This is a genomic window from uncultured Lutibacter sp. (assembly GCF_947495725.1).
Lineage (GTDB): Bacteria > Bacteroidota > Bacteroidia > Flavobacteriales > Flavobacteriaceae > Lutibacter.
In genome coordinates, this window is sequence record NZ_CANLZZ010000008.1 from 25,946 (window position 1) to 48,675 (window position 22,730).

Below are 22,730 nucleotides of genomic sequence, written 5' to 3' on the forward strand. Positions count from 1 at the left end.
ATTAAAAGTCCATAGTTAAACCTAAAGTGAATGACTTAGGTCTAGGATAAAAATTATTATCAATTGCATTAAAGTTTTCAGGATCTTGTCCACTATAATTAGTAATAATAAAAGGATTGTTTAAAGCCCCATATATTCTAATATTTGTTTTTTGAATTAAGTTGTTTAAACTATAACCTAATACAATATTTTCACATCTTAAAAATGTTGCATCTTCTAAATAATAATCTGAAAACTTAACGTTACCATCATTATTTATAAAATTCTCATTTGCAGAATTTGTATAGAAGTCTAAAACATTTGATAAACTATTTGAATTGTTAGGTATAGCTTTATCTATATATCCCGATGTAAGTCTTCTAGAGTTATAAACTTGTCCGTTAAACTGACCTCTAAAACTAGAACTTAAATCAAAATCTTTATAGTTAAAGTTAAAACCGAAACCAAAAGTCCAGTTTGGACGTAAAGATTTGTAATATCTGTCATCATTATCTACTGTTCCATCTCCGTTAAAATCGGCAAAAGCTCCGTGAATAGGATTTCCAGCATCATCATATAATTGTCTGAATACCCAAGCAGAATATGGCTCGTAACCAACAGTATGATAAGCTAAATTAACACCAGTTCCTACCGGAAGTCCAGAGTCTGAGGCAGAAATTCTACTTACATCTTTAAGGTTAGTCACTTCAGCTTTAGCATAGGCTAAATTACTGTAAAACTCAAAATTCATATCATCAGTTTTAATAGGGTTAAAGTTTAAGTTTAATTCAAAACCTTTACTTTCTGTTTCACCTACATTTTGAACAAATGAATCTGTTAAACCTTGACCAGGAGCAACAGGTACTCTAGCAAGTAAATCTGAAGTTTCTCTATAAAAGACATCAAAATTCCCTGAAACTAGATTATTGTTAAATAAATCAAAATCAATACCAAGGTTGTATGTTGTTGTTTTTTCCCAAGTTAAATTTTCATTGAATGGTTTTGCCGAGTAAAGAGCAATTCCTTGTAAATATTGACTTGTACTTGAGCCAGCTTCAAATAATGGAGTTGAAGGATAGTAACCAACCGAACCAGTAATGTCTTGTTGTCCAGTTTTACCCCAGCCTAAACGCATTTTTAAAGTATTTATAAAATTTAAATCTTGAATAAATGTTTCTTCATTCATTTTCCAAGCTAAAGCAGCGGCAGGAAAAACTCCCCATCTATTATCTTTAACAAATAATGAAGAACCATCGGCTCTTAATGATGCAGTAAACAGATATTTATCTAAAAAGTTAAGATTTGTTCTACCAAAGAAAGATTGTAGGTTTAATTCATTGTAATACCTATTATTTGGGTTTTGGGCGTCAATTTGCAACTCTCTTAATCCAGTTTCAGTATTATAAATATATTCTTCTTTAGTACCATCATTTTTAAAATTTTGGTATGAATATCCACCTTGAATGTCAAATCGTTGCAAGCTTCCTTCTAATTCTTTAGCATAAGCTAGGTAAGCATCCAATGTTTTATTATCAATATTTTGATTTTCACCGTAGTTTACTCCAGGATTAAAAATATAAGTATCATTTGTATTGTCTAACCTGTAAGTTGCAAGTGAATTTTGTGTATAAGATTCTTCTATTTCTGCTTTTGAAGATTCTACACCAACATTTAATATAGCTCTCATTTCAGGTAAGAAATGAAGTTTGTAATCTAATTCAATATTAGCTAAAACTTTTTTAACTTCTTCAGGTCTTGTACGTTGCATTAAAATAGCTAAAGGATTCCACTGTCCGTCAGTACTTCCATTAGTGTTTAAAGATTGGTAATAACCTCCAAAAATACTATCGTCACTGTAAACTGGTTTTGTAGGATCCATGTTAATTGCTCCTCCCAATGCACCTCCATCATCTACAGCATCCTTTTCAGACATTATTCCTTTAACATTGAAATCAACCTTTAAATGATTATCAAAAAATTTAGGAGTTAACTTTATAGAAGTAGTATATCTTTTATAATCATTTTCCTTTACTAAACCTTCTGTTTTAGTATAACCAGCAGAAAATCTAATAGGAACTTTATTAAATAAACTTCCTCTTGCGCTAAAGTTATGATCGTATGAAATTGTGTTTCTAAAAATAGTGTCTTGCCAATCAGTATTACTTAATATTCTACCCTCAATTTCAGAAGTTAAAGGGTCATCTGTTAAATCGTTTGAAGAATCATCAACACCTAATAAATCGGTAAATGTAGGATGAAATTCTTGAACAAATTGTGTAAAAGTACTACCATCCATTACATTAATAGTTTTTCCAACTTTACCAAATGTTGTACTTGTAGAAAAATTAAATTTAACACCATCTGAAATACCCTTTTTAGTCGTAATAATAATCACACCATTTGATGCTCGAGAACCGTAAATTGCAGTTGCGGAGGCATCTTTTAATATTGAAAAGCTTTCAACATCATTAGGATTAATTAAAGAAAGAGGGTTTCCAACTCCCGCAGGATTTGTGTTGTCAATTGGAATTCCATCAATTACAATTAATGGATTGTTGTTTGCTGATAATGACGCGCCTCCTCTAATTCTAATATTTGGAGTAGCATCTGGCTGTCCACCACTAGATGTAATTCTTACACCAGCGGCTTTACCTGTTAATAGTTGATCTGTAGATACAATTGCTCCTTTATTGAAATCATCTTCGCTAACAGCTTCAACCGATCCAGTTGCATCTTTTACAGTTGTTGTACCATATCCAATTACAACAACCTCATCAAGTGATTCAGTATCTTCTTCTAAAATAATATTAATAGTAGTTGAATTTACTGTAATTTCTTGAGATTTAAATCCCAAGTAAGAAACTATAAAGACATCTCCAGTATTTACATTGTCAAAGGAATAATTCCCGTTAAAATCTGTAGAGGTACCTTTTATGGTTCCTTTTATCAATATGTCTACCCCAGGTAGGCCTTGGCCACTAGAAGCTTCTGTTACTTTCCCTTTAACAGTTTGCTGAGCAAAAATTGTTAGAGGAAATAGAAGAATGACACTAAACAAAAAAATTCTAAAATTTTTCATCTATTTTAAGTTAATTAATAATTAAGGTTTGTTTTTAATAATTGTACTATTTTTAACTAATTTCACATTACAAATTTAAGTTCTAATGCTGTGTTTTACAATGATTCTTTGGTTACGCAAACGTTTTCGTGTTAGTAACTTTCCTACTCTAACGTTAGAGTAAGCCTAAATTTTTCCAAAAAAAATGTTAAATGAGAGTAAAAACAGGGTAAAATAATGCATAAATGAAGTTATAAATGTTAAAAAATGAAATTTAAGTTAACATTTAGCTTTATATTTGCTTTCTAAAGCTTTTTTTAACATTAATGAAAACAAGAATAACTCTTAAAAAAATAGCAACTGAATTTGGAGTATCCATCTCTACGGTTTCCAAGGCTCTAAAAGGAAGTCATGAAATTGGTGAAGAATTACGAGGGAAAATCCAAGCATTTGCAAATTTTTATAATTATAAACCTAATAATTTAGCCTTACAATTAAGAAATCAAAAAACATCTGTTATAGGTGTTGTAATTCCAGAAATTGTACATCATTTTTTCTCAACCGTTATAGATGGTATTGAGCATTACGCAAACAAAAAAGGTTATAATGTTATGGTTTGTGTATCTAATGAATCTTATGAAAAAGAAGTATTAAATTTTAATGTATTAACAAATGGGAGTGTAGATGGGTTAATTGTTTCTGTAGCCCGTGGAACTCAAGAAAGTAAAAATTACAAGCATTTAGAAGCTCTTGTTAAAGATGAATTTCCATTGGTAATGTTTGATAGAATAATAAATGAAATTGAATGTGATAAGGTGCTAATTGATGATATAGGTGGAGCCTGCAAAGCAACAGAGCATTTAATAGAGATAGGAAAAAAACGAATAGCTTTATTATCTACAGAAGATTTTGTGTCGGTTGGGTTGTTAAGAAAAGAAGGTTATATAAAAGCATTATATCATGCTGGTTATAAAGTAGAAGATGATCTTATTTATAAGCTTGATGACTCTAAAGACTTAAAAGAGCAAATTAAAAAGTTATTTGAAGATCCAAATATGCCAGATGCAATATTAGCAGTAAATGAAGTTTATGCGGCCAATGCACTGGTAATAGCTCAAGAAAAAGGATTGTCAATACCCAAAGATATTGCAATTATGGGATTTACAAGTGGATTAATTTCTGAGTTTACATCACCTCCATTATCATGTGTTGAACAACACGGATATTTAATGGGAGAACAAGCAGCAGAATTGTTGATTGATAGAATTGAGCATAAGGAAAATAAAGAATACAAAAGAGAGGTTATTTCTACAAATTTAAAAATTAGAAAATCTACAAAATGTTGAAAATGAAAAAGAATTTTGTTCTTTTTTCAATAAATAAATATTTTTTTATTAAAAAAAAAGTATTAACTCAAAGGTTGTAGTAAACGTTTTTACTTGTAAAGCTTAAGTTACAATGATAAATTAGGTTTAAAACATAAAAAATAATTTATACATTTGTAAGGTAAAAGAAATTTTACAAGTACTATTTTTCACACTTCACACAAAACAACCTCTGTTTTTTACATGGGTACAAATCATATTATTAAAATTTAAAATATATGAAAAAACGGAAACTAGGTTTCTGGGAAATTTGGAACATGAGTTTCGGTTTCTTAGGAATTCAAATGGGTTTTGCTTTGCAAAATGCCAATGCAAGTAGGATACTTCAAATTTTTGGAGCAGATGTTCATGAATTATCATGGTTTTGGATAGTAGCACCTTTAACAGGGCTTATAGTACAGCCAATAATAGGTTACTATAGTGACAAAACTTGGACACGACTAGGAAGAAGAAGACCTTACTTTTTAACGGGAGCATTGTTGGCTTCGGTAGGTTTAATATTGATGCCAAATGCCGATATGTTTACAGCCTTTTTGCCAGCTCTATGGGTTGGTGCAGGAATGTTAATGATAATGGATGCTTCTTTTAATGTTGCAATGGAGCCATTTAGAGCTTTGGTGGCAGATATTTTACCTTCTGATCAGCGAACTTTAGGATTTAGCGTTCAAACAATACTTATTGGAATTGGTGCGGTTATAGGTTCGTGGTTGCCATATGTAATAACAAATTGGTTTGGAGTTTCAAATAGTGTAACACAAGGAGAAGTTCCATTTAGTTTATTATTATCATTTATAATTGGAGCTGGAGTTTTGGTTACTAGTATTTTAATAACAGTATTCACAACAAAAGAGTACTCTCCAGAAGAAATGGCTTTAATAAATGAACATGAAGAACATGATGATGAAGAGTCCAGTTTGTTAAATATATTTTCTGATTTTAAGAAAATGCCTTTAACAATGAAACAATTGAGCTCTGTTCAATTCTTTTCGTGGTTTGGATTATTTGGAATGTGGGTTTTTACAACGCCGGCAATTGCACATCATATTTATGGATTAGGATTGAACGATCACGGTGCAGAATATCAAAATGCAGGAGATTGGGTTGGAATCTTATTTGGTGTTTACAATGGAGTTTCGGCAATTTATGCTTTTTTCTTACCTGCTATAGCAAAAAAAGTTGGTAGAAAAATGACACATGCTATTTCATTAATTTGTGGAGGTTTAGGACTAATTTCAATTTATTTTGTTCCAAATGAAAACTGGTTATTTTTATCTATGTTTGGCATTGGAATAGCATGGGCAAGTATTTTAGCAATGCCATATGCAATATTAGCAGGGTCTATTCCAGCCAGAAAAATGGGTGTTTATATGGGGATTTTTAACTTTTTTATTGTGCTTCCTCAAATATTAAATGCATTAATTGGTGGGCCAATGGTAAAATATTTATATGGTGGAAATCCAATTTTTGCATTGGTTGTAAGTGGTGTTTCATTACTTATAGCTGCTTTGCTAGTTATAAAAGTAAAAGATGTAGACGATAAAGTAATAACAAATAACTAAGATGAAAAAAGAAATAGCATTTATATTTGATTTAGATGGTGTAATTGTAGATACAGCAAAATATCATTTTTTAGCTTGGCGAAATTTAGCCAAAGAACTAGGATTTGAATTTACCCAAGAGCATAACGAACTTTTAAAAGGAGTTAGCCGTGTTAAATCGTTAGAAATTTTGTTAGGTATTGGCAATGTTGAAATTTCCGAAGAAGAAAAACAAAAATATTTAATTCAAAAAAATGAAGAGTATTTAGGTTTTGTAAATAAAATGACTGCAGAAGAAATTTTACCAGGTGTAAGCAATTTATTGGATTATTTAGATTCGAAAAATATTATTTACGCACTTGGTTCAGCAAGTAAAAATGCACCATTAATTTTAGAAAAAGTTGGTTTATACAATCGTTTTGCAGCGTTGGTTGATGGAAACGATGTTTCTAAAGCTAAACCTGATCCAGAGGTATTCTTAATTGGAGCTAAAAAACTGCAAATGAAACCCGAAAACTGTGTAGTAGTAGAAGACGCAATTGCTGGCGTTGAAGCTGCAAAGTTAGCTAATATGACTTGTGTTGGAATTGGGAGCAAAGAAGTATTAGGTAAGGCTGATTTTGTTTTTGATGATATGACAGGATTTACTACTGAATTTTTAAACAAACTAATAAACTAGGAAATGAACAAAAATTATATAGAACCTAATGAATGGTCCATAATCGAAAATGGTTTTGATGCAGAGAATGTGGAAGCGTCAGAAAGTTTGTTTAGTATTGGAAATGGCGCATTAGGACAACGTGCAAATTTTGAAGAGGATTATTCAGGTAAAACTTTTCAAGGAAGTTATATAGGTGGAATTTATTATCCAGATAAAACTCGTGTTGGTTGGTGGAAAAATGGATATCCAGAGTATTTTGCGAAAGTTTTAAATGCACCAAACTGGATTGGGATTCATGTTGTAATTAATGGAAATAAATTAGATTTAAATACGTGTAAGATATCTAATTTTCAAAGAGAATTAAATATGAAAGAAGGATGGTTAAGTCGTTCTTTTAATGCCGAGTTACCTTCATCTGAAAAAATTGCAGTTTCAGCTAAACGTTTTATAAGTATAAAGTATAATGAAGTTGGAGCCATAGAATATAACGTTAAAGCCATTAACTTTTCTGGTGAAATTGAGTTTTCACCTTATATTGATGCTGGAGTTATGAATGAAGATGCTAATTACGATGAGTTTTTCTGGGAAATTTTGGAAGTTGTAGAAGGCGAAAATAGTGGCTGTATTTTATCTAAAACATTGAAAACTGAATTTCATGTTAGTACTGCAATGGAAATTTCTTTAGCTAAAAATAATAAAGAGGTTTTGGTAGCTCAAAAAACAAAAGTTGAAGAGAAAAAAATTACATATTCTTATAAAATAGATATAAATGAAGGAGATGTGGCAACCATTTTTAAATTTGGTAGTTATACAAGTTCATTAAACTATAAAAATGAAGATTTAAATAGTGCGGCTCTTTCAAATGTTCAGAATGCTAAAGAATTAGGGTTTAATGCTCTATTAGAATCTCAAATTAAATCTTGGGATGAAATATGGAGCACAGCAGATATTGTAATTGAAGGTGATGTAAAGGCACAGCAAGGAATTCGTTTTAATATTTTTCAACTAAACCAAACTTATATGGGAACTGATGCTCGTTTAAACATTGGTCCAAAAGGTTTTACAGGTGAAAAATATGGAGGAAGTACTTATTGGGACACGGAGGCTTATTGTATTCCTTTTTATATGGCAACTAAAGATCAAGAAGTTGCTAAAAATTTACTAAAATACCGTTACAATCAGTTAGATAAAGCTATTGAGAATGCTGAAAAATTAGGGTTTACAAATGGAGCAGCGTTATATCCAATGGTAACAATGAACGGAGAAGAATGTCATAATGAGTGGGAAATTACATTTGAAGAGATTCATCGAAATGGAGCTATGATTTATGGAATTTACAACTATGTAAATTATACTCAAGATTTTTCTTATGTTCCAGAATATGGTTTAGAAGTAATGATAGCTGTTGCTCGTTTTTGGTATCAACGTGCTAATTATTCAGCTGCAAAGGATAAGTATGTAATTTTAGGTGTTACTGGGCCAAATGAATACGAGAACAATATTAATAACAATTATTATACAAATTATTTGGCAAAATGGTGTATTGAGTACACTGTTGAATGTTTAAATAAAGTTAAACACGATTACACTAATGATTTTGATCGTGTAATGAGTAAAACTAATTTAACTTTTGAAGAGACTTACAAATGGTTAAATGTTTCTGATAACATGTATTTCCCATATAGTGAAGAACACCAAGTATATTTACAGCAAGATGGATTTTTAGATAAAGAGTTAATTCCTGTAGAAGATTTGGATGCTTCACAAAGACCAATTAACCAAAAATGGTCTTGGGATAGAATATTACGTTCGTGTTATATTAAACAAGCCGATACTCTTCAAGGAATGTTTTTGTTTGAAGATAAGTTTAAAAAAGAAGAAATTGAACGTCACTTTGATTTTTATGAGCCAATTACAGTTCACGAATCTTCATTATCACCATGTGTACATTCAATTTTAGCAGCTTCAATAGACAGAATGCCAAAAGCTTATGAAATGTATTTGCGTACATCTCGATTAGATTTAGACGATTACAATCACGAGGTTCACGAAGGATGCCACATTACAAGTATGGCAGGGACTTGGATGGCTGTGGTGCAAGGTTTTGGAGGAATGCGTGTTTGGGAAGATGGAATATTATCTTTCAACCCTCAAATTCCAAAAGAATGGAAGTCGTATGCATTTACTATCAATTTTAGAGGAAATATTATAAAAGTTTACAAAAGTCAAACAGAATGTAAATTTTTGAATGAATCTGAAAAGGAGATTAAAATGTATGTTAATGATACCGAGATTTTAATACCCCCAAAGAAGTCGATTATCGTTTAAAAAAAATCTTAAAATAATGAAATTTAATAGCTTACATATACTTATATTTATGATTGGCCTAACTTCCTTTGCTCAAAAAATAAATAGAATTGAACCTCCAAATTGGTGGGTTGGTATGGAAAATACTCAATTAGAATTAATGGTTTATGGAAAGTCAATTTCTGACTATGCCCCAGTAATTGAGGATAAAAAAATAGAATTACTTACAGTTAAAAGAACCGAAAATAAAAACTATCTTTTTATAACTCTAGATGTTTCTAAATCAGAAGTTGGAACTTTTAAAATTGATTTCAAGAAAAAAGGAAAAAGAAATAATTTTAGCATTAACTATGAATTGAAACAACGCAGTATAGATTCAAAGCAAAGAAATGGTTTTGATAGTAGTGATGCAATTTATTTAATTACACCAGATAGGTTTGCCAATGGAGAAATTTCAAATGATATTATAAAAGGTTTGAAAGAAACCAAAATAGATAGAAATCATGATTATGCACGTCATGGTGGAGATATCAAAGGAATTACAGATCATTTAGATTACATAAATGATATGGGATTTACGGCAATTTGGTCAACTCCCGTATTAGAAAACGATATGAAGGAAAGTTCATACCATGGGTATGCTATTACAGATCTATACAAGCCCGACCCAAGATTTGGTACTTTGAAAGAGTATATTTCCTTGGCAAAAAAGTCTAAAGAGAAAGGCTTAAAATTTATTATGGATCAAGTAGTAAATCATATTGGAATTGGACATTGGTGGATGAAAGATTTACCTTCAAAAAATTGGATTAATTATCAAAAAGAATCATTAAACGGAAATTTGATTGTTACTAATCATAGAAGAACTACCAATCAAGATTTATATGCTTCAAAAAAAGATAAAGATTTAATGAATGATGGCTGGTTTGTTTCTTCAATGCCAGATTTAAATCAGAAAAATGAACTTCTTGCAACATATTTAATTCAAAATAGTATTTGGTGGATAGAAACTTTGGACTTATCTGGAATCCGTCAAGATACTTATCCTTACCCAGATAAACAATTTATGAATGATTGGGCCGGAGCAATTATGGCTGAATACCCAAATTTTAGTATAGTGGGAGAGGAGTGGAGTTTAAATCCACTATTAGTTGGTTATTGGCAAAAAGGACATGAAAATAAAGATGGTTACGAGTCTAATTTAACTTCTACAATGGATTTTCCAATGCAGCGAGCAATTGTAGAAGGGCTAAATGAAGATGAAGAATGGGATAAAGGTTTGGTGAAAATATACGAAGGTTTGGCAAATGATTTTGCCTATGCAAACCCTAATGATATTATGATTTTCCCAGACAATCATGATATGAGTCGAATTTTCACTCAATTAAATGAAAATGTTATAAATACAAAAATGGCTTTAGGGTATTTGTTGGCCTTACCACGAATTGCTCAAGTGTACTACGGAACTGAAATTTTAATGAATGATACTGCAAAGCCAGGTGATCACGGTTTAATTCGTTCAGATTTCCCTGGTGGTTGGAAAGGCGATAAGGTAAATGCTTTTACAGGTAAAGGATTGTCAAAAGACCAAAAAGAAATGCAATCTTATCTGAAAAAAGTATTGAATTATAGAAAAAATAGTGAAGCAATACACTCGGGTGAAACAGTTCATTTTGCTCCAGATAACGGAGTTTATGTTTTATTTAGAATTATAGAAAATGAAGTTGTTACTGTTATTCTGAATAAGAATTCAAAAAATATTGAACTTGATTTAACTCGTTTTGAAGAAATTGGTTTGCAAGGTAAAAATGTACAAAATATTATATCGGGAAAATCATTTATTTGGCAAAAAAAATTAAAACTTGAGGCCAAGGGAATAACTATTTTAACTACAAAAATGTAAGTTGTAATTTCGATAGAACGAGGTACAAGCGACGAGAAATCTCACATTCTAAACTAAATTTGATTCAGATTCTTCATTTCGTTCAGAATGACAAAAATATAATTCCTATGTGTTATGCTGAACTTGTTGAAGTTTAAGTAGAAATCTATAAGTAATTAGAATAAAACTATTAATAATGAAAAAAATAACAATCCTTTTCTTAATAGCACTCATCTCAATCTCGTGTAAACAAAACACAAAAGTTGAAGCGCAAAACAAAGTTCCAAAAGTTCAATTTTCAGATTATAAAGGAAAATTAGCTTCAGGAACTATAAAAACAATAGATTCGATACAATCTAAATATGTTCGCCCAAGAACAGTTGATGTTTGGTTGCCAGAAGGTTATTCAGAAAATGAAAAATATGCTGTTTTGTATATGCACGATGGACAAATGTTGTTTGATGCAAATTCAACTTGGAACAAACAAGAGTGGAAAATTGACGAAATAATGAGTCAATTAATGGAAGAAAATAAGATCAGAAAAACCATTGTTGTAGCAATTTGGAATCATGCAGATATACGTCATCCAAATTATTATCCACAAAAACCATTTGAAACGCTACCTAAAAAGTTTTTAGATTCAATTATTACAGTTGGAAAAAAACAATACGGAAGTGATTTTAAATCACCAGATTCTGACAATTATTTAAAGTTTATTGTTGAAGAAGTAAAGCCAGTAATTGATGCTAATTTTTCAGTGTTTGCAAACCCAGAAAATACTTTTGTTTCAGGTTCAAGTATGGGAGGTTTAATTTCAATGTATGCCTTGTGTGAATATCCAAATGTGTTTGGAGGAGCAGCTTGTTTGTCAACGCATTGGCCTGGAATTAAACCTTTTGAAGGAAATCCAGTACCAGAAACATTTTTTAAATATTTGGAAGAAAATTTACCATCGCCAAAAACCCATAAAATCTATTTTGACTATGGAACTGAAACTTTAGATAAATACTATTTACCATACCAACATAGAGTAGATGAGGTGTTGAAATTAAATGGCTTTGATGAGTCAAATTCAAGAAATTTAAAATTTGAAGATCACGATCATTCAGAAAATTCTTGGAATCAACGTTTTCAATTTCCTGCAGAGTTTTTATTGAAGGAGTAAAAATACGTCATTACGAAGGAGGTACGACTGAAGTAATCTTTTCATCAATTAGAAAATTACCTCAATTCATTCGTAATGACAAATATTATATAAAAAATAAATGTCATACCTGTGAAAACAGGTATCCATTAATATATGGGTTAACATTTTTGCGAGTATTATAGATTCCTGCCTATACAGTAATGACAAAAAAGTTGTCATTCTAAACGATAGTGAAGAATCTCTTATAACAAGTAAAAGTTTAAAGAAGAAATTAATGAAATCATTAAAACTAACAATATTACTACTCATTTTTTCAACAATTTTCTATGCGCAAAATCCAAATAGAAAATTAGAAAAAGTAACCAAATTTGGAAGTTATGTTGAAGTAAAAACCAATGACGGAGTTTACAGATTTCAACCTTACGGAAACGAAATTATAGAAACATCATTCATTCCAAAAGGTGAAACGTTCAACCCAAATTCTCACGCAGTAGTTTTAAAAACCAAAGCTGTTGCAATGAAAATTGTTGAAACTTCAGGAATGACTGAAATAAAAATGAAAGATATTTCAGTAAAAATAAATCATTCGCCTTTTCAAATTTCATATTACTACGAAGACAATTTTTTAATTTCAGAAAAGAGAGGTTATTTTAAAGTGAAGCACGAACCAATGAATTTGGTAAAAGGCAATATTGTTGCTGAAGAAACCGAACGTTTGGAATTCAACCTAACGCAAGACGAAGTTTTGTATGGTGGTGGAGCAAGAGCTTTAGGAATGAATAGAAGAGGAAACAGATTGCCATTATACAACAGAGCACATTATGGTTATGAAACACATTCGGAATTAATGAATTTTACGCTTCCAGTAATGTATTCTTCAAAAATGTATGCCATTCACTTTGACAATGCTCCAATTGGATATTTAGATTTTGATAGTAAACATAATAACACATTAACTTACGAAACCATTTCAGGAAGAAAAACCTATCAAGTTATTGCAGGTGACGATTGGGAAGAAGTTGTTGAAAATTATGTGAGTTTAACTGGTTTTCAACCTTTAATTCCACGTTGGGCGCTGGGTAATTTTTCCAGTAGATTTGGATATCATTCTGAAAAAGAAACTGTTAAAACTATTGAAGAGTTTCAAAAAGAAGAAATTCCTGTAGATGCTATAATTTTGGATTTATATTGGTTTGGAAAGGAAGTAAAAGGCACAATGGGTAATTTGAAATTTGATAGAGATTCGTTTCCAAATCCTAAAAAAATGGTAGCCGATTTAAAAGAAAAAGGTGTAAAAACCATTTTAATTACCGAGCCATTTGTATTAACAACTTCAAACCGTTGGGAGGAAGCGGTTGAAAAAGATATTTTAGGAAAAACAAAAGATGGAAAACCATATACCTACGATTTCTATTTTGGAAATACGGGAATTATAGACATTTTCAGCCAAAAAGGAAATGACTGGTTTTGGAATATTTACAAAGATTTAAAAAGCTATGGAGTAGAAGGTTGGTGGGGAGATTTAGGTGAGCCAGAAGTGCATCCGTCAGATTTATTACACGCAACCGGAATAGCCGATGAGGTTCATAATATTTATGGTAGCGAATGGGCAAAACTTATTGCAAAAGGTTACGAAAAAGAATTCCCAAATGAGCGACCATTTATTTTAATGCGTGCAGGTTATTCAGGAGCGCAACATTATGGAATGATTCCGTGGTCGGGTGATGTGAATAGAACTTGGGGAGGATTAAAACCACAAATGGAAATCTCATTACAAATGGGAATGCAAGGTTTGGCATTTATGCATTCAGATTTAGGTGGGTTTGCTGGGCCAAATTTAGATGATGAATTGTACACACGTTGGTTACAATACGGAGTTTTTCAGCCAATTTATCGTCCGCACGCGCAAGAAGATGTTCCATCAGAACCAGTTTTTAGAGAAGAAAAGACAAAACTATTAGCAAAAAAGGCTATAGAATTACGTTACAGTTTGTTGCCTTATAATTATAATTTAGCTTTTGAAAATAATCAAAAAGGAACACCATTAATGCGCCCATTATTTTTTGAAGGTGAAGGCTTAACTGAAGTTGATAAAACATATTTATGGGGAGATTCATTTTTGGTAAGCCCAGTAACTTCAGCAGGTATAAAAGAGCAAGAAGTAGTTTTTCCAAAAGGTTCGAATTGGTATAATTTTTATACCGAAGAAAAAGTGGAAGGCGGTCAAACAAAAACTGTTCAGTTAAAAGAAGAAAACATTCCAACGTATGTGCGTGGAGGTTCATTTATTCCAATGATTCAGCCAATTCAAAACACTTCAACATACAATTTAGATAAGTTCGATTTACATTTTTATTATGAAGAAGGAATTGATGAAGTAGATTACAGTTTGTATAATGATGATGGTGAAACTAAAGATGCTTTTGAAAAAGGAATGTTTGAAATTCTGGTGTTTGAAGCAGACCAAGAAAAAAGTTGGTTTGAGTTTGATTTTGAAGCTGAAACTGGTAAAAAACTTCAAACTTCAACAAAAGAAATTAAATTAATAATTCATAATATTAAAAAGCTTCCGAAGAAAGTGAAAGTTGGAAGAAAATCTTTCAATAATTTCAAATATAATTCAGAAAAAAGAACTTTAAATATTCCTTTTGTGTGGAATACTTCAGAAGAAAAATCAATCAGAATAAAATTTTAACCAATGCAAAAATTAAGTTTCCTTTTAATCGTTTTATTAACACTAACAAGCTGTAAAGAAAAATCAGCTAAAGTTATGGAACCTACAAAACCAGAAGTGCCATTTATATGGGAAAATGCAAACATTTATTTTATGTTAACCGACCGTTTTAATAACGGAGATACTTCAAACGATTTAAGTTTTAACAGAAAAGACAATGCCGCAAAATTAAGAGGTTTTAAAGGTGGTGATTTAAAAGGTGTAATTCAAAAAGTAGAAGAAGGCTATTTTACCGATTTAGGTGTAAATGCACTTTGGATGACACCAATTTTAGAACAAATTCACGGAGCTGTTGATGAAGGAACAGGTCTTTCTTATGGTTTTCACGGGTATTGGACAAAAGATTGGACAACGTTAGATCCTAATTTTGGAACAAAAGAAGATTTAAAAAAGTTAATAGAAGCAGCGCACAAAAAGGGAATTAGAATAGTTTTAGATGCAGTTATTAACCATACTGGACCGGTAACTGAAAAAGATCCAGTTTGGCCAAATGAATGGGTAAGAACAGAACCTCAATGTAATTATCAAGATTACGAAAGTACAGTTTCATGTACGTTGGTTAAAAATTTACCAGATATTAAAACTGAAAGTGTTGAAAATGTTGAATTGCCGAAACAATTGGTTGAAAAATGGAAAGCTGAAGGTAGATATGAACAAGAAGTTAAGGAATTAGACGAATTTTTTAAGCGTACGGGTTACCCAAGAGCTCCAAAATATTATATAATGAAATGGCTATCAGATTATATTACAGAGTTTGGAATTGACGGTTATAGAGCTGATACTGTAAAACATACAGAAGAAAATGTTTGGCAAGATTTTAAATCGGTTTGCGATGCTGCTTTTGCTGAATTTAAACAAAGTAATCCTGAAAAAGTTATAGATGATAATCCGTTTTATTTAGTAGGTGAAGTATATAATTATGGAATTTCAGGAGGTAAATATTTCGATTTTGGAGATAAAAAAGTGAATTATTTTGATGATAAATTCACAAGCCAAATAAATTTTGAATTCAAATGGAATGCAAAACAACAGAGTTATGAGGAACTATTTTCTAGATATTCTTCTATTTTAAATAATGAATTAAAAGGTTTTGGAGTATTAAACTACATAAGTTCACACGACGATGGTCAACCTTTTGACCCAAGTAGAGAAAAACCATTTGAATCGGCAAACAGATTGTTGTTAAGCCCTGGTTCTGCACAAATTTATTACGGAGATGAATCTGCTCGTCCTTTAATTATTGAAGGAGCAAATGGAGATGCAAACCTTCGTTCTTTAATGAATTGGGATGATATTCAAAATAATCCAAAAACAAAAGAAATTTTAACGCATTGGCAAAAATTAGGAACTTTTAGAAGTAATCATCCAAGTGTTGGGGCAGGAGTTCATAAAATGATTTCTCAAGAACCTTATATTTTTCAAAGAACTTATATAAAAGGTGATTTTAAAGATAAAGTTGTTATTGGTTTAGATCTTAATGTAGGTGAAAAAGAAATGAATGTTGGAGAAATTTTTTCTGAAGGAGCGATTTTAAAAGATTTTTATTCAGGAGAAGAGGTTTTTGTAATAGAAGGTAAAGTTGTGGTTGATTCGCCTTTCAGAATAGTGTTATTAGGGGAGATTAATGCAAAAATTCATTCACCTTTTATAAGTTTTGGAGGAGAATCTAATCATAGTTAAAATATAAATTGAATTCAATTATTTAAATAAAATTATTAGCAATGAATTACCTGAAATTCACAACTATACTAATGAGTGTTGTATTTTTATCTTGTACTAAAAAGAACGAAACTACAATTACGTCACCTGATAAAAACATTCAGGTCAATTTTGAGTTAAGTGCTGAAGGTGTACCAACCTATTCAGTTTCTCATAAAAAGAATCTGGTGGTAAAACCTTCACAATTAGGTTTTGAATTTGAAAATTTACCTTCATTTTACAATGGATTTGAAATTTTGAATGCCACTTCCACTTCGTTTAAAGAAGAATGGAAAATGCCTTGGGGGGAACAACTTTTAGTTAAAAACAATTACAACCAGTTAAAAATTGAATTACAAGAAACTTCAGAATTAAATAGAAAATTAAACATTGTTTTTAGAGTTTTTGATGATGGTATTGGATTTAGATACGAATTTCCAGAACAAGATAACTTTAAAGAAGTTTTAATTACTGAAGAAAATACCGAGTTTAATTTAACGGGAGATCACAAAGTATGGTGGATTCCTGGAGATTGGGATATTTACGAGCATTTGTACAATACCACAAAGTTTAGTGAAATTGATGCGCAGCAATTTGTTGGGCATAAAAATTTAGCGCAAACTTCTATTCCAAATAATGCGGTAAATACTCCGGTGACAATGAAAACCGAAAGTGGTTTACATTTAAGTTTTCACGAAGCTAGTTTGGTAGATTATTCGGGGATGACTTTGCAAGTTGAACCAGAGAGTTTTAAAATGAAAAGTGTGTTGGTTGGTTCAAAAAACCACGATTATAAAGTGAAGCAAACAGTTCCTTTTAACACACCTTGGAGAACTATTCAAATTGAAGAAGAAGCGAAAGATTTAATTGCTTCAAATTTAATTTTGAATTTAAACGAGCCAAATAAATTAGGAGATGTTTCGTGGTTTAAACCAATGAAATATACTGGTATTTGGTGGGAAATGCATTTGGGTAAATCTTCTTGGGATTATGGAATGGAGAATGTTAATGGAGAATGGAAAGATACTGGAAAAGCGCACGAAAAACACGGAGCAACAACAGAGAACACTAAAAAATTCATAGACTTTTCAGCAAAAAATAACATTGGAGGTGTTTTAGTTGAAGGTTGGAATACAGGTTGGGAACATTGGATTGGTTTTGAAGATAGAGAAGGTGTTTTTGATTTTGTAACTCCATATCCAGATTACGATTTGCAAGAAGTTGTTCGTTACGGAAAAGAAAAAGGGGTAGACATAATTATGCATCACGAAACTTCTGCAGCTACTCAAACTTATGAAAAACAACAAGACACTGCTTATGCGTTAATGCAAAGTTTAGGAATTCACGCAGTAAAAACGGGTTATGTGGGGAAAATTATTCCGAAGGGAGAATTTCATCACGGTCAGTATATGGTTAATCAGTATAACAATGCAGTAATTAAAGCCGCAAAATATCAAGTAGCAATTAATGCACATGAGCCAATTAAAGCCACAGGATTGCGCAGAACCTATCCAAATACTATTTCTCGTGAAGGATTACGCGGGCAAGAATTTAATGCTTGGTCTAGCGATGGCGGAAATCCACCAGAACATTTGCCAATTGTAGCATTTACAAGAATGTTAGCGGGTCCAATTGATTATACACCCGGAATTTTCAATATTAAATTCAACGAGTATAAAAAAGACAATCAAGTAAATACAACTATTGCGCAAGAATTAGCTTTATATGTGGTAATTTATAGTCCAGTTCAAATGGCGGCAGATTTAGTGGAACATTATGAAGGGAATCCAGCTTTACAATTTATAAAAGATGTTGGTGTAGATTGGCAACAAACAAAAGTTTTAAATGGTGAAATTGGAGATTTTGTTACAATTGCACGCAAGGAACGAACTTCAGAAAATTGGTTTGTAGGTGGAATTACAGATGAAAACCCTCGTGATATGGAAATTGATTTTTCATTTTTAGATGAAGGAGTTATCTACGAAGCAACCATTTACGAAGATGGAAAAAATGCACATTGGAATAAAAATCCAACTGATTTAAATATTAGAACCATAGAGATAACAAATAAATCAAAAGAGAAATTTTATCTTGTTGAAGGAGGAGGTTTCGCTGTTAGTTTGATTAAAAAATAAAATAAATTATGAAAACAAAATTTTTAAGTGCGGGTATTGTGCTAATTCTTATTTTTGTGGCTTGTAATAATGGAAAAAAGGAGATTCAGAAAGATATGAAGCATAAAAATCATAAAGAAGTAGTTTATCAAGTGTTTACACGTTTGTTTGGAAATACAAAAACAACCAATAAACCTTGGGGAACAATTGAGGAGAATGGAGTTGGAAAGTTTAACGATTTTACTGAAAAAGCACTACAAGAAATAAAAGATCTTGGAGTAACTTATATTTGGTATACAGGAGTCCCTCATCACGATGTTATTAGAGATTATACCAAGTATGGAATATCTAATGATGATCCAGATGTAGTTAAAGGTAGAGCTGGTTCTCCATACGCGGTAAAAGATTATTATAATGTTAATCCCGATTTAGCTGTAAATGTAGAAAATAGATTGGAAGAATTTGAAGCTTTAATTTTGCGTACTCACACAGCAGGAATGAAAGTAATTATTGATATTGTTCCTAATCACGTAGCACGAAATTATAAAAGTGTTTCAAACCCAAAAGGAATTACAAGTTTTGGAGAAACAGATGATAAAACTAAACAGTATGATGTAAATAATAATTTTTATTACAATCCGGGAGAATCATTTCAATTGCCAGATTGGGAACACGGTTACTTACCGTTAGGAGGAGAAAAGAACCCATTAATTGATGGTAAGTTTGAAGAAAGTCCAGCAAAATGGACTGGAAATGGTTCTAGAGCCTCAAAACCAAGTTTTAATGATTGGTATGAAACCGTAAAAGTAAATTATGGAGTTAGCCCAGATGGAAGAAAAGATTTTTCGGAATTACCAGATGGTTTTGAAAATGAAGATTACAAAGTTCATTTTAATTTCTGGAAAAATAAGGAAGTGCCTAATTCCTGGATAAAATTTAGAGATATAGCATTGTACTGGTTAGATAAAGGAGTTGATGGATTCAGATATGATATGGCAGAAATGGTACCAGTTGAATTTTGGAGTTATATGAACTCTTCTATCAAAATGAAAAAACCTGATGCTTTTTTATTGGCTGAGGTATACAATCCAAATATGTACCGCGATTATATAAGAAAGGGAAAAATGGACTATTTATATGATAAAGTAGCCTTATATGATACCTTAAAAAATATTATGCAAGGTCACGGTTGGACAGATCATATCACGGGTATTCAAGATTATAAAGCAGATATCGAGCACAATATGCTTCATTTTTTAGAAAACCATGATGAACAACGAATTGCAAGTCCAGATTTTGCAGGTTCAGCTGAAAAAGGAAAACCAGCTATGGTTGTTTCCGCAACAATAAGTACTTCGCCTACTATGATTTATTTTGGTCAAGAGTTTGGAGAACCAGGAGCAGAGAATGCAGGTTTTGGCTCTCCTACTAGAACCTCTATTTTTGATTATATTGGTGTTCCATCACATCAGCGCTGGATGAATATGGGGAAATTTGATGGAGGGAAATCAACAAAACAAGAAAAGGATTTACGCGATTTTTACAAACGTTTATTAAACTTTACGTTAAAAAGTGAAGCGCTGATGGGAAACTATCAAGAAATTCATCATTTTAACCGTCAACTGGTAAGTAATTATACTAGAAAAGTATTTTCATTTGCGCGTTGGAGTAAAAATGAGAAGTTACTTGTTATTTCAAATTTTGATGATTTAGTAAATTACGATTTAGATTTAAAAGTACCATTTGATGTTATAAAAAAATGGAATTTACCCGATGGAACCTACATCTTAAAAGATCAATTATACAATAAATATTCAACAAAATTAATAGTTAAAAATAATGAAGGAAAATTTAATGTAAAATTAGATACTTTAACTTCATTTATTTTAAAGTTGGATAAATAATAAATCTCAAAACCGAAGTTTTTAGATACGAATAAAAAACAATATAAATTGTCTAAAAAATAATTTTACCTTTACAAAAGAATTATTATTATTGTATAACTTTATAGGTTGAAAACTAAAGAGTTAAAAATTAGATTAGAAAGCTTTTTTTTAACTTTTTTTTATTTATTGAGCGAAATCGTTTTAGTGAATAATAGTCTGATTTGTAGAGTTAAAACCCATAAAAAGATTAATTTTGAAGTATAATTTTAACGAATGAATGAACCAATAAAAAAGATAGCAGTTTTAACATCAGGAGGTGATGCTCCAGGGATGAATGCTGCCATACGTGCGGTTGTTAGAGCATGTACATATTATAGAGTAGATTGCGTTGGTATTTATAGAGGTTACCAAGGTTTAATAGAAGGCGATTTTGAAACATTAAATGGCCGTAGTGTAAGTAATATTATTAATAAAGGAGGAACAATTTTAAAGTCTGCTCGTTCTGAAGAATTTAGAACAGTAGAAGGTAGAGAAAAGGCTTATCAAAATTTGAAAGAAGAAGGTGTTGGAGCTTTGGTAATTATTGGTGGGGACGGAACATTTACAGGAGGTCTTATCTTTATTCAAGAGCATAATTTTCCGGTAATAGGTATTCCAGGAACTATAGATAACGATATTTATGGAACAGATAGAACTATTGGTTACGATACAGCTTTAAATACTGTTGTTGAAGTAATCGATAAAATTAGAGATACTGCAAGTTCACATAACAGGTTATTCTTTATTGAAGTAATGGGGCGTGATGCTGGTTTTATAGCTTTAAACTCTGGAATTGGGGCTGGAGCCGAAGAAATTTTAATTCCAGAAAAGGATTTAGGATTAGACAGATTAGTTGAATCTCTAAAAGCAAGTAAAGATAGAGGAAAAACATCTAGTATAGTTGTAGTTTCAGAAGGAGATAAAATAGGGAAAAATGTATTTGAATTAGGAGATCATATTAAAGAAATATTCCCTGATTATGATATTAGAGTTTCTGTATTAGGTCATATGCAACGTGGAGGTTCTCCAAGTTGTTATGATAGAGTTTTAGCCAGCAGGTTAGGAGTTGCTGCGGTTGAACATTTATTGGATAGATCATCAGGTGTTATGGTTGGTGTTACTAATAATAAGGTTACAACAGTAGGTCTTAATAAAGCTATTAAGATGAACAATGATATAGATAAAGAATTATTAAAAGTGGCTGAAATAACTTCAGTATAAAAATAGATTAATAGATAAAAACAATAAAAATGTCAACAATGAAAATTGGAATTAACGGATTTGGTAGAATTGGTAGAATAGCTTTTAGAGTAGCTGTTTCAAGACCAAATATTGAAGTAGTAGGAATTAATGATTTATTAGATGTAGATCACTTAGCTTACTTATTAAAATACGATTCAGTTCACGGTAGATTTAACGGAACTGTTGAAGTAGCAAATGGTAACTTAGTTGTTAATGGAAAAGAAATTAGAATTACTGCTGAGCGTAACCCAGAAGATTTAAAATGGGATGCTGTTGGTGCTGAGGTAGTTTTAGATTGTACAGGAATCTTCACAAGTTTAGAAGGAGCTGGAAAACACATTACTGCTGGAGCTAAAAAAGTTGCAATTTCTGCACCATCTGCTGATGCACCAATGTTTGTTATGGGTGTAAACAATAAAAAAATTACTGCTGCTGATACTATTGTATCTAACGCTTCTTGTACTACAAACTGTTTAGCTCCTATTGCTAAAGTAATTAACGATAAATTCGGAATTATTGAAGGTTTAATGACAACTGTACATGCTACAACTGCAACTCAATTAACGGTTGATGGTCCTTCAAGAAAAGACTGGAGAGGTGGTAGAAGTGCAATTGCAAATATCATTCCTTCTTCAACTGGAGCTGCAAAAGCTGTTGGAAAAGTAATTCCAGAATTAAATGGAAAATTAACAGGTATGGCATTTAGAGTACCAACTCCAGATGTGTCTGTTGTTGATTTAACAGTTAGAACTGAAAAGGGTGCTTCTTTCGAAGATGTAAAAGCTGCAATTAAAGAAGCTTCTGAAAACGAAATGGCTGGTGTATTAGGTTACACTGATGAAGCTGTTGTTTCTCAAGATTTCGTTTCTGAGCCAATGACTTCAGTATTTGATGCTGATGCTTCTATTGCTTTAAGTGATAATTTCTTTAAATTAGTATCTTGGTACGATAATGAATTTGGTTATTCAACTAAATTAGTTGATTTAGCTACTTACATTAACGACGTTAAGTAATTAATACATAAATAAAGAATGATTTAACCTTGAATATATGCTTTTAA

The 22,730-nt window shown here is 31.3% G+C and carries 13 protein-coding genes; 12 read left to right on the forward strand and 1 reads right to left on the reverse strand.

Annotated features, from left to right (window positions below; translation table 11 throughout):
- Position 1: 1 nt before the first annotated feature.
- Positions 2-3,058 carry a TonB-dependent receptor gene (locus tag Q0776_RS16385; protein ID WP_298370663.1) on the reverse strand — a complete coding sequence of 1,019 codons (3,057 nt, stop codon included), beginning with the start codon at positions 3,056-3,058 and terminating at the stop codon, positions 2-4.
- 305 nt (positions 3,059-3,363) lie between these two features.
- Between Q0776_RS16385 and Q0776_RS16390 the strand changes: the two genes are divergently transcribed.
- From Q0776_RS16390 to gap, 12 genes are all read left to right on the forward strand, one after another.
- Positions 3,364-4,383: a LacI family DNA-binding transcriptional regulator gene (locus Q0776_RS16390; RefSeq protein ID WP_298370665.1), complete on the forward strand. Its 1,020-nt coding sequence runs from the start codon at positions 3,364-3,366 to the stop codon at positions 4,381-4,383.
- Between the two features lie 257 nt (positions 4,384-4,640).
- On the forward strand, positions 4,641-5,981 hold the full coding sequence (locus tag Q0776_RS16395; RefSeq protein WP_298370666.1) for an MFS transporter: 1,341 nt from the start codon (positions 4,641-4,643) through the stop codon (positions 5,979-5,981).
- A 1-nt stretch (position 5,982) separates the two neighbouring features.
- Positions 5,983-6,639, forward strand: a complete 657-nt coding sequence (gene pgmB, locus Q0776_RS16400; RefSeq protein WP_298370668.1) for a beta-phosphoglucomutase — start codon at positions 5,983-5,985, stop codon at positions 6,637-6,639.
- A 3-nt stretch (positions 6,640-6,642) separates the two neighbouring features.
- Entirely contained in the window at positions 6,643-8,949 is a 2,307-nt protein-coding gene (locus Q0776_RS16405; protein WP_298370670.1) for a family 65 glycosyl hydrolase domain-containing protein, read from the forward strand.
- 16 nt (positions 8,950-8,965) lie between these two features.
- On the forward strand, positions 8,966-10,831 hold the full coding sequence (locus Q0776_RS16410; RefSeq protein WP_298370672.1) for a glycoside hydrolase family 13 protein: 1,866 nt from the start codon (positions 8,966-8,968) through the stop codon (positions 10,829-10,831).
- 175 nt (positions 10,832-11,006) lie between these two features.
- Complete coding sequence (locus tag Q0776_RS16415) at positions 11,007-11,975, forward strand: alpha/beta hydrolase-fold protein (RefSeq protein ID WP_298370674.1); 969 nt, start codon at positions 11,007-11,009, stop codon at positions 11,973-11,975.
- A 256-nt stretch (positions 11,976-12,231) separates the two neighbouring features.
- Positions 12,232-14,652 (forward strand): TIM-barrel domain-containing protein, encoded by a 2,421-nt coding sequence (locus Q0776_RS16420; protein WP_298370676.1) that lies wholly within the window; start codon positions 12,232-12,234, stop codon positions 14,650-14,652.
- 3 nt (positions 14,653-14,655) lie between these two features.
- Complete coding sequence (locus Q0776_RS16425; protein WP_298370678.1) at positions 14,656-16,371, forward strand: alpha-amylase family glycosyl hydrolase; 1,716 nt, start codon at positions 14,656-14,658, stop codon at positions 16,369-16,371.
- Between the two features lie 41 nt (positions 16,372-16,412).
- The gene (locus Q0776_RS16430) at positions 16,413-18,524 is read left to right on the forward strand and encodes a glycoside hydrolase family 97 protein (RefSeq protein WP_298370680.1); all 2,112 of its coding nucleotides are present in this window, start codon (positions 16,413-16,415) and stop codon (positions 18,522-18,524) included.
- Between the two features lie 8 nt (positions 18,525-18,532).
- Positions 18,533-20,407: an alpha-amylase family glycosyl hydrolase gene (locus Q0776_RS16435; protein ID WP_298370683.1), complete on the forward strand. Its 1,875-nt coding sequence runs from the start codon at positions 18,533-18,535 to the stop codon at positions 20,405-20,407.
- 255 nt (positions 20,408-20,662) lie between these two features.
- Positions 20,663-21,649 (forward strand): 6-phosphofructokinase, encoded by a 987-nt coding sequence (gene pfkA, locus Q0776_RS16440; protein WP_298370686.1) that lies wholly within the window; start codon positions 20,663-20,665, stop codon positions 21,647-21,649.
- 29 nt (positions 21,650-21,678) lie between these two features.
- Complete coding sequence (gene gap / locus Q0776_RS16445) at positions 21,679-22,683, forward strand: type I glyceraldehyde-3-phosphate dehydrogenase (protein ID WP_298370689.1); 1,005 nt, start codon at positions 21,679-21,681, stop codon at positions 22,681-22,683.
- Positions 22,684-22,730: the final 47 nt, after the last annotated feature.

Coding starts and splice junctions, on each gene's coding strand:
- Q0776_RS16385 (WP_298370663.1), bottom strand. CDS start 3,058: ATGAAAAATTTTAGAATTTTTTTGTTTAGTGTCATTCTTCTATTTCCT.
- Q0776_RS16390 (WP_298370665.1), top strand. CDS start 3,364: ATGAAAACAAGAATAACTCTTAAAAAAATAGCAACTGAATTTGGAGTA.
- Q0776_RS16395 (WP_298370666.1), top strand. CDS start 4,641: ATGAAAAAACGGAAACTAGGTTTCTGGGAAATTTGGAACATGAGTTTC.
- pgmB (WP_298370668.1), top strand. CDS start 5,983: ATGAAAAAAGAAATAGCATTTATATTTGATTTAGATGGTGTAATTGTA.
- Q0776_RS16405 (WP_298370670.1), top strand. CDS start 6,643: ATGAACAAAAATTATATAGAACCTAATGAATGGTCCATAATCGAAAAT.
- Q0776_RS16410 (WP_298370672.1), top strand. CDS start 8,966: ATGAAATTTAATAGCTTACATATACTTATATTTATGATTGGCCTAACT.
- Q0776_RS16415 (WP_298370674.1), top strand. CDS start 11,007: ATGAAAAAAATAACAATCCTTTTCTTAATAGCACTCATCTCAATCTCG.
- Q0776_RS16420 (WP_298370676.1), top strand. CDS start 12,232: ATGAAATCATTAAAACTAACAATATTACTACTCATTTTTTCAACAATT.
- Q0776_RS16425 (WP_298370678.1), top strand. CDS start 14,656: ATGCAAAAATTAAGTTTCCTTTTAATCGTTTTATTAACACTAACAAGC.
- Q0776_RS16430 (WP_298370680.1), top strand. CDS start 16,413: ATGAATTACCTGAAATTCACAACTATACTAATGAGTGTTGTATTTTTA.
- Q0776_RS16435 (WP_298370683.1), top strand. CDS start 18,533: ATGAAAACAAAATTTTTAAGTGCGGGTATTGTGCTAATTCTTATTTTT.
- pfkA (WP_298370686.1), top strand. CDS start 20,663: ATGAATGAACCAATAAAAAAGATAGCAGTTTTAACATCAGGAGGTGAT.
- gap (WP_298370689.1), top strand. CDS start 21,679: ATGTCAACAATGAAAATTGGAATTAACGGATTTGGTAGAATTGGTAGA.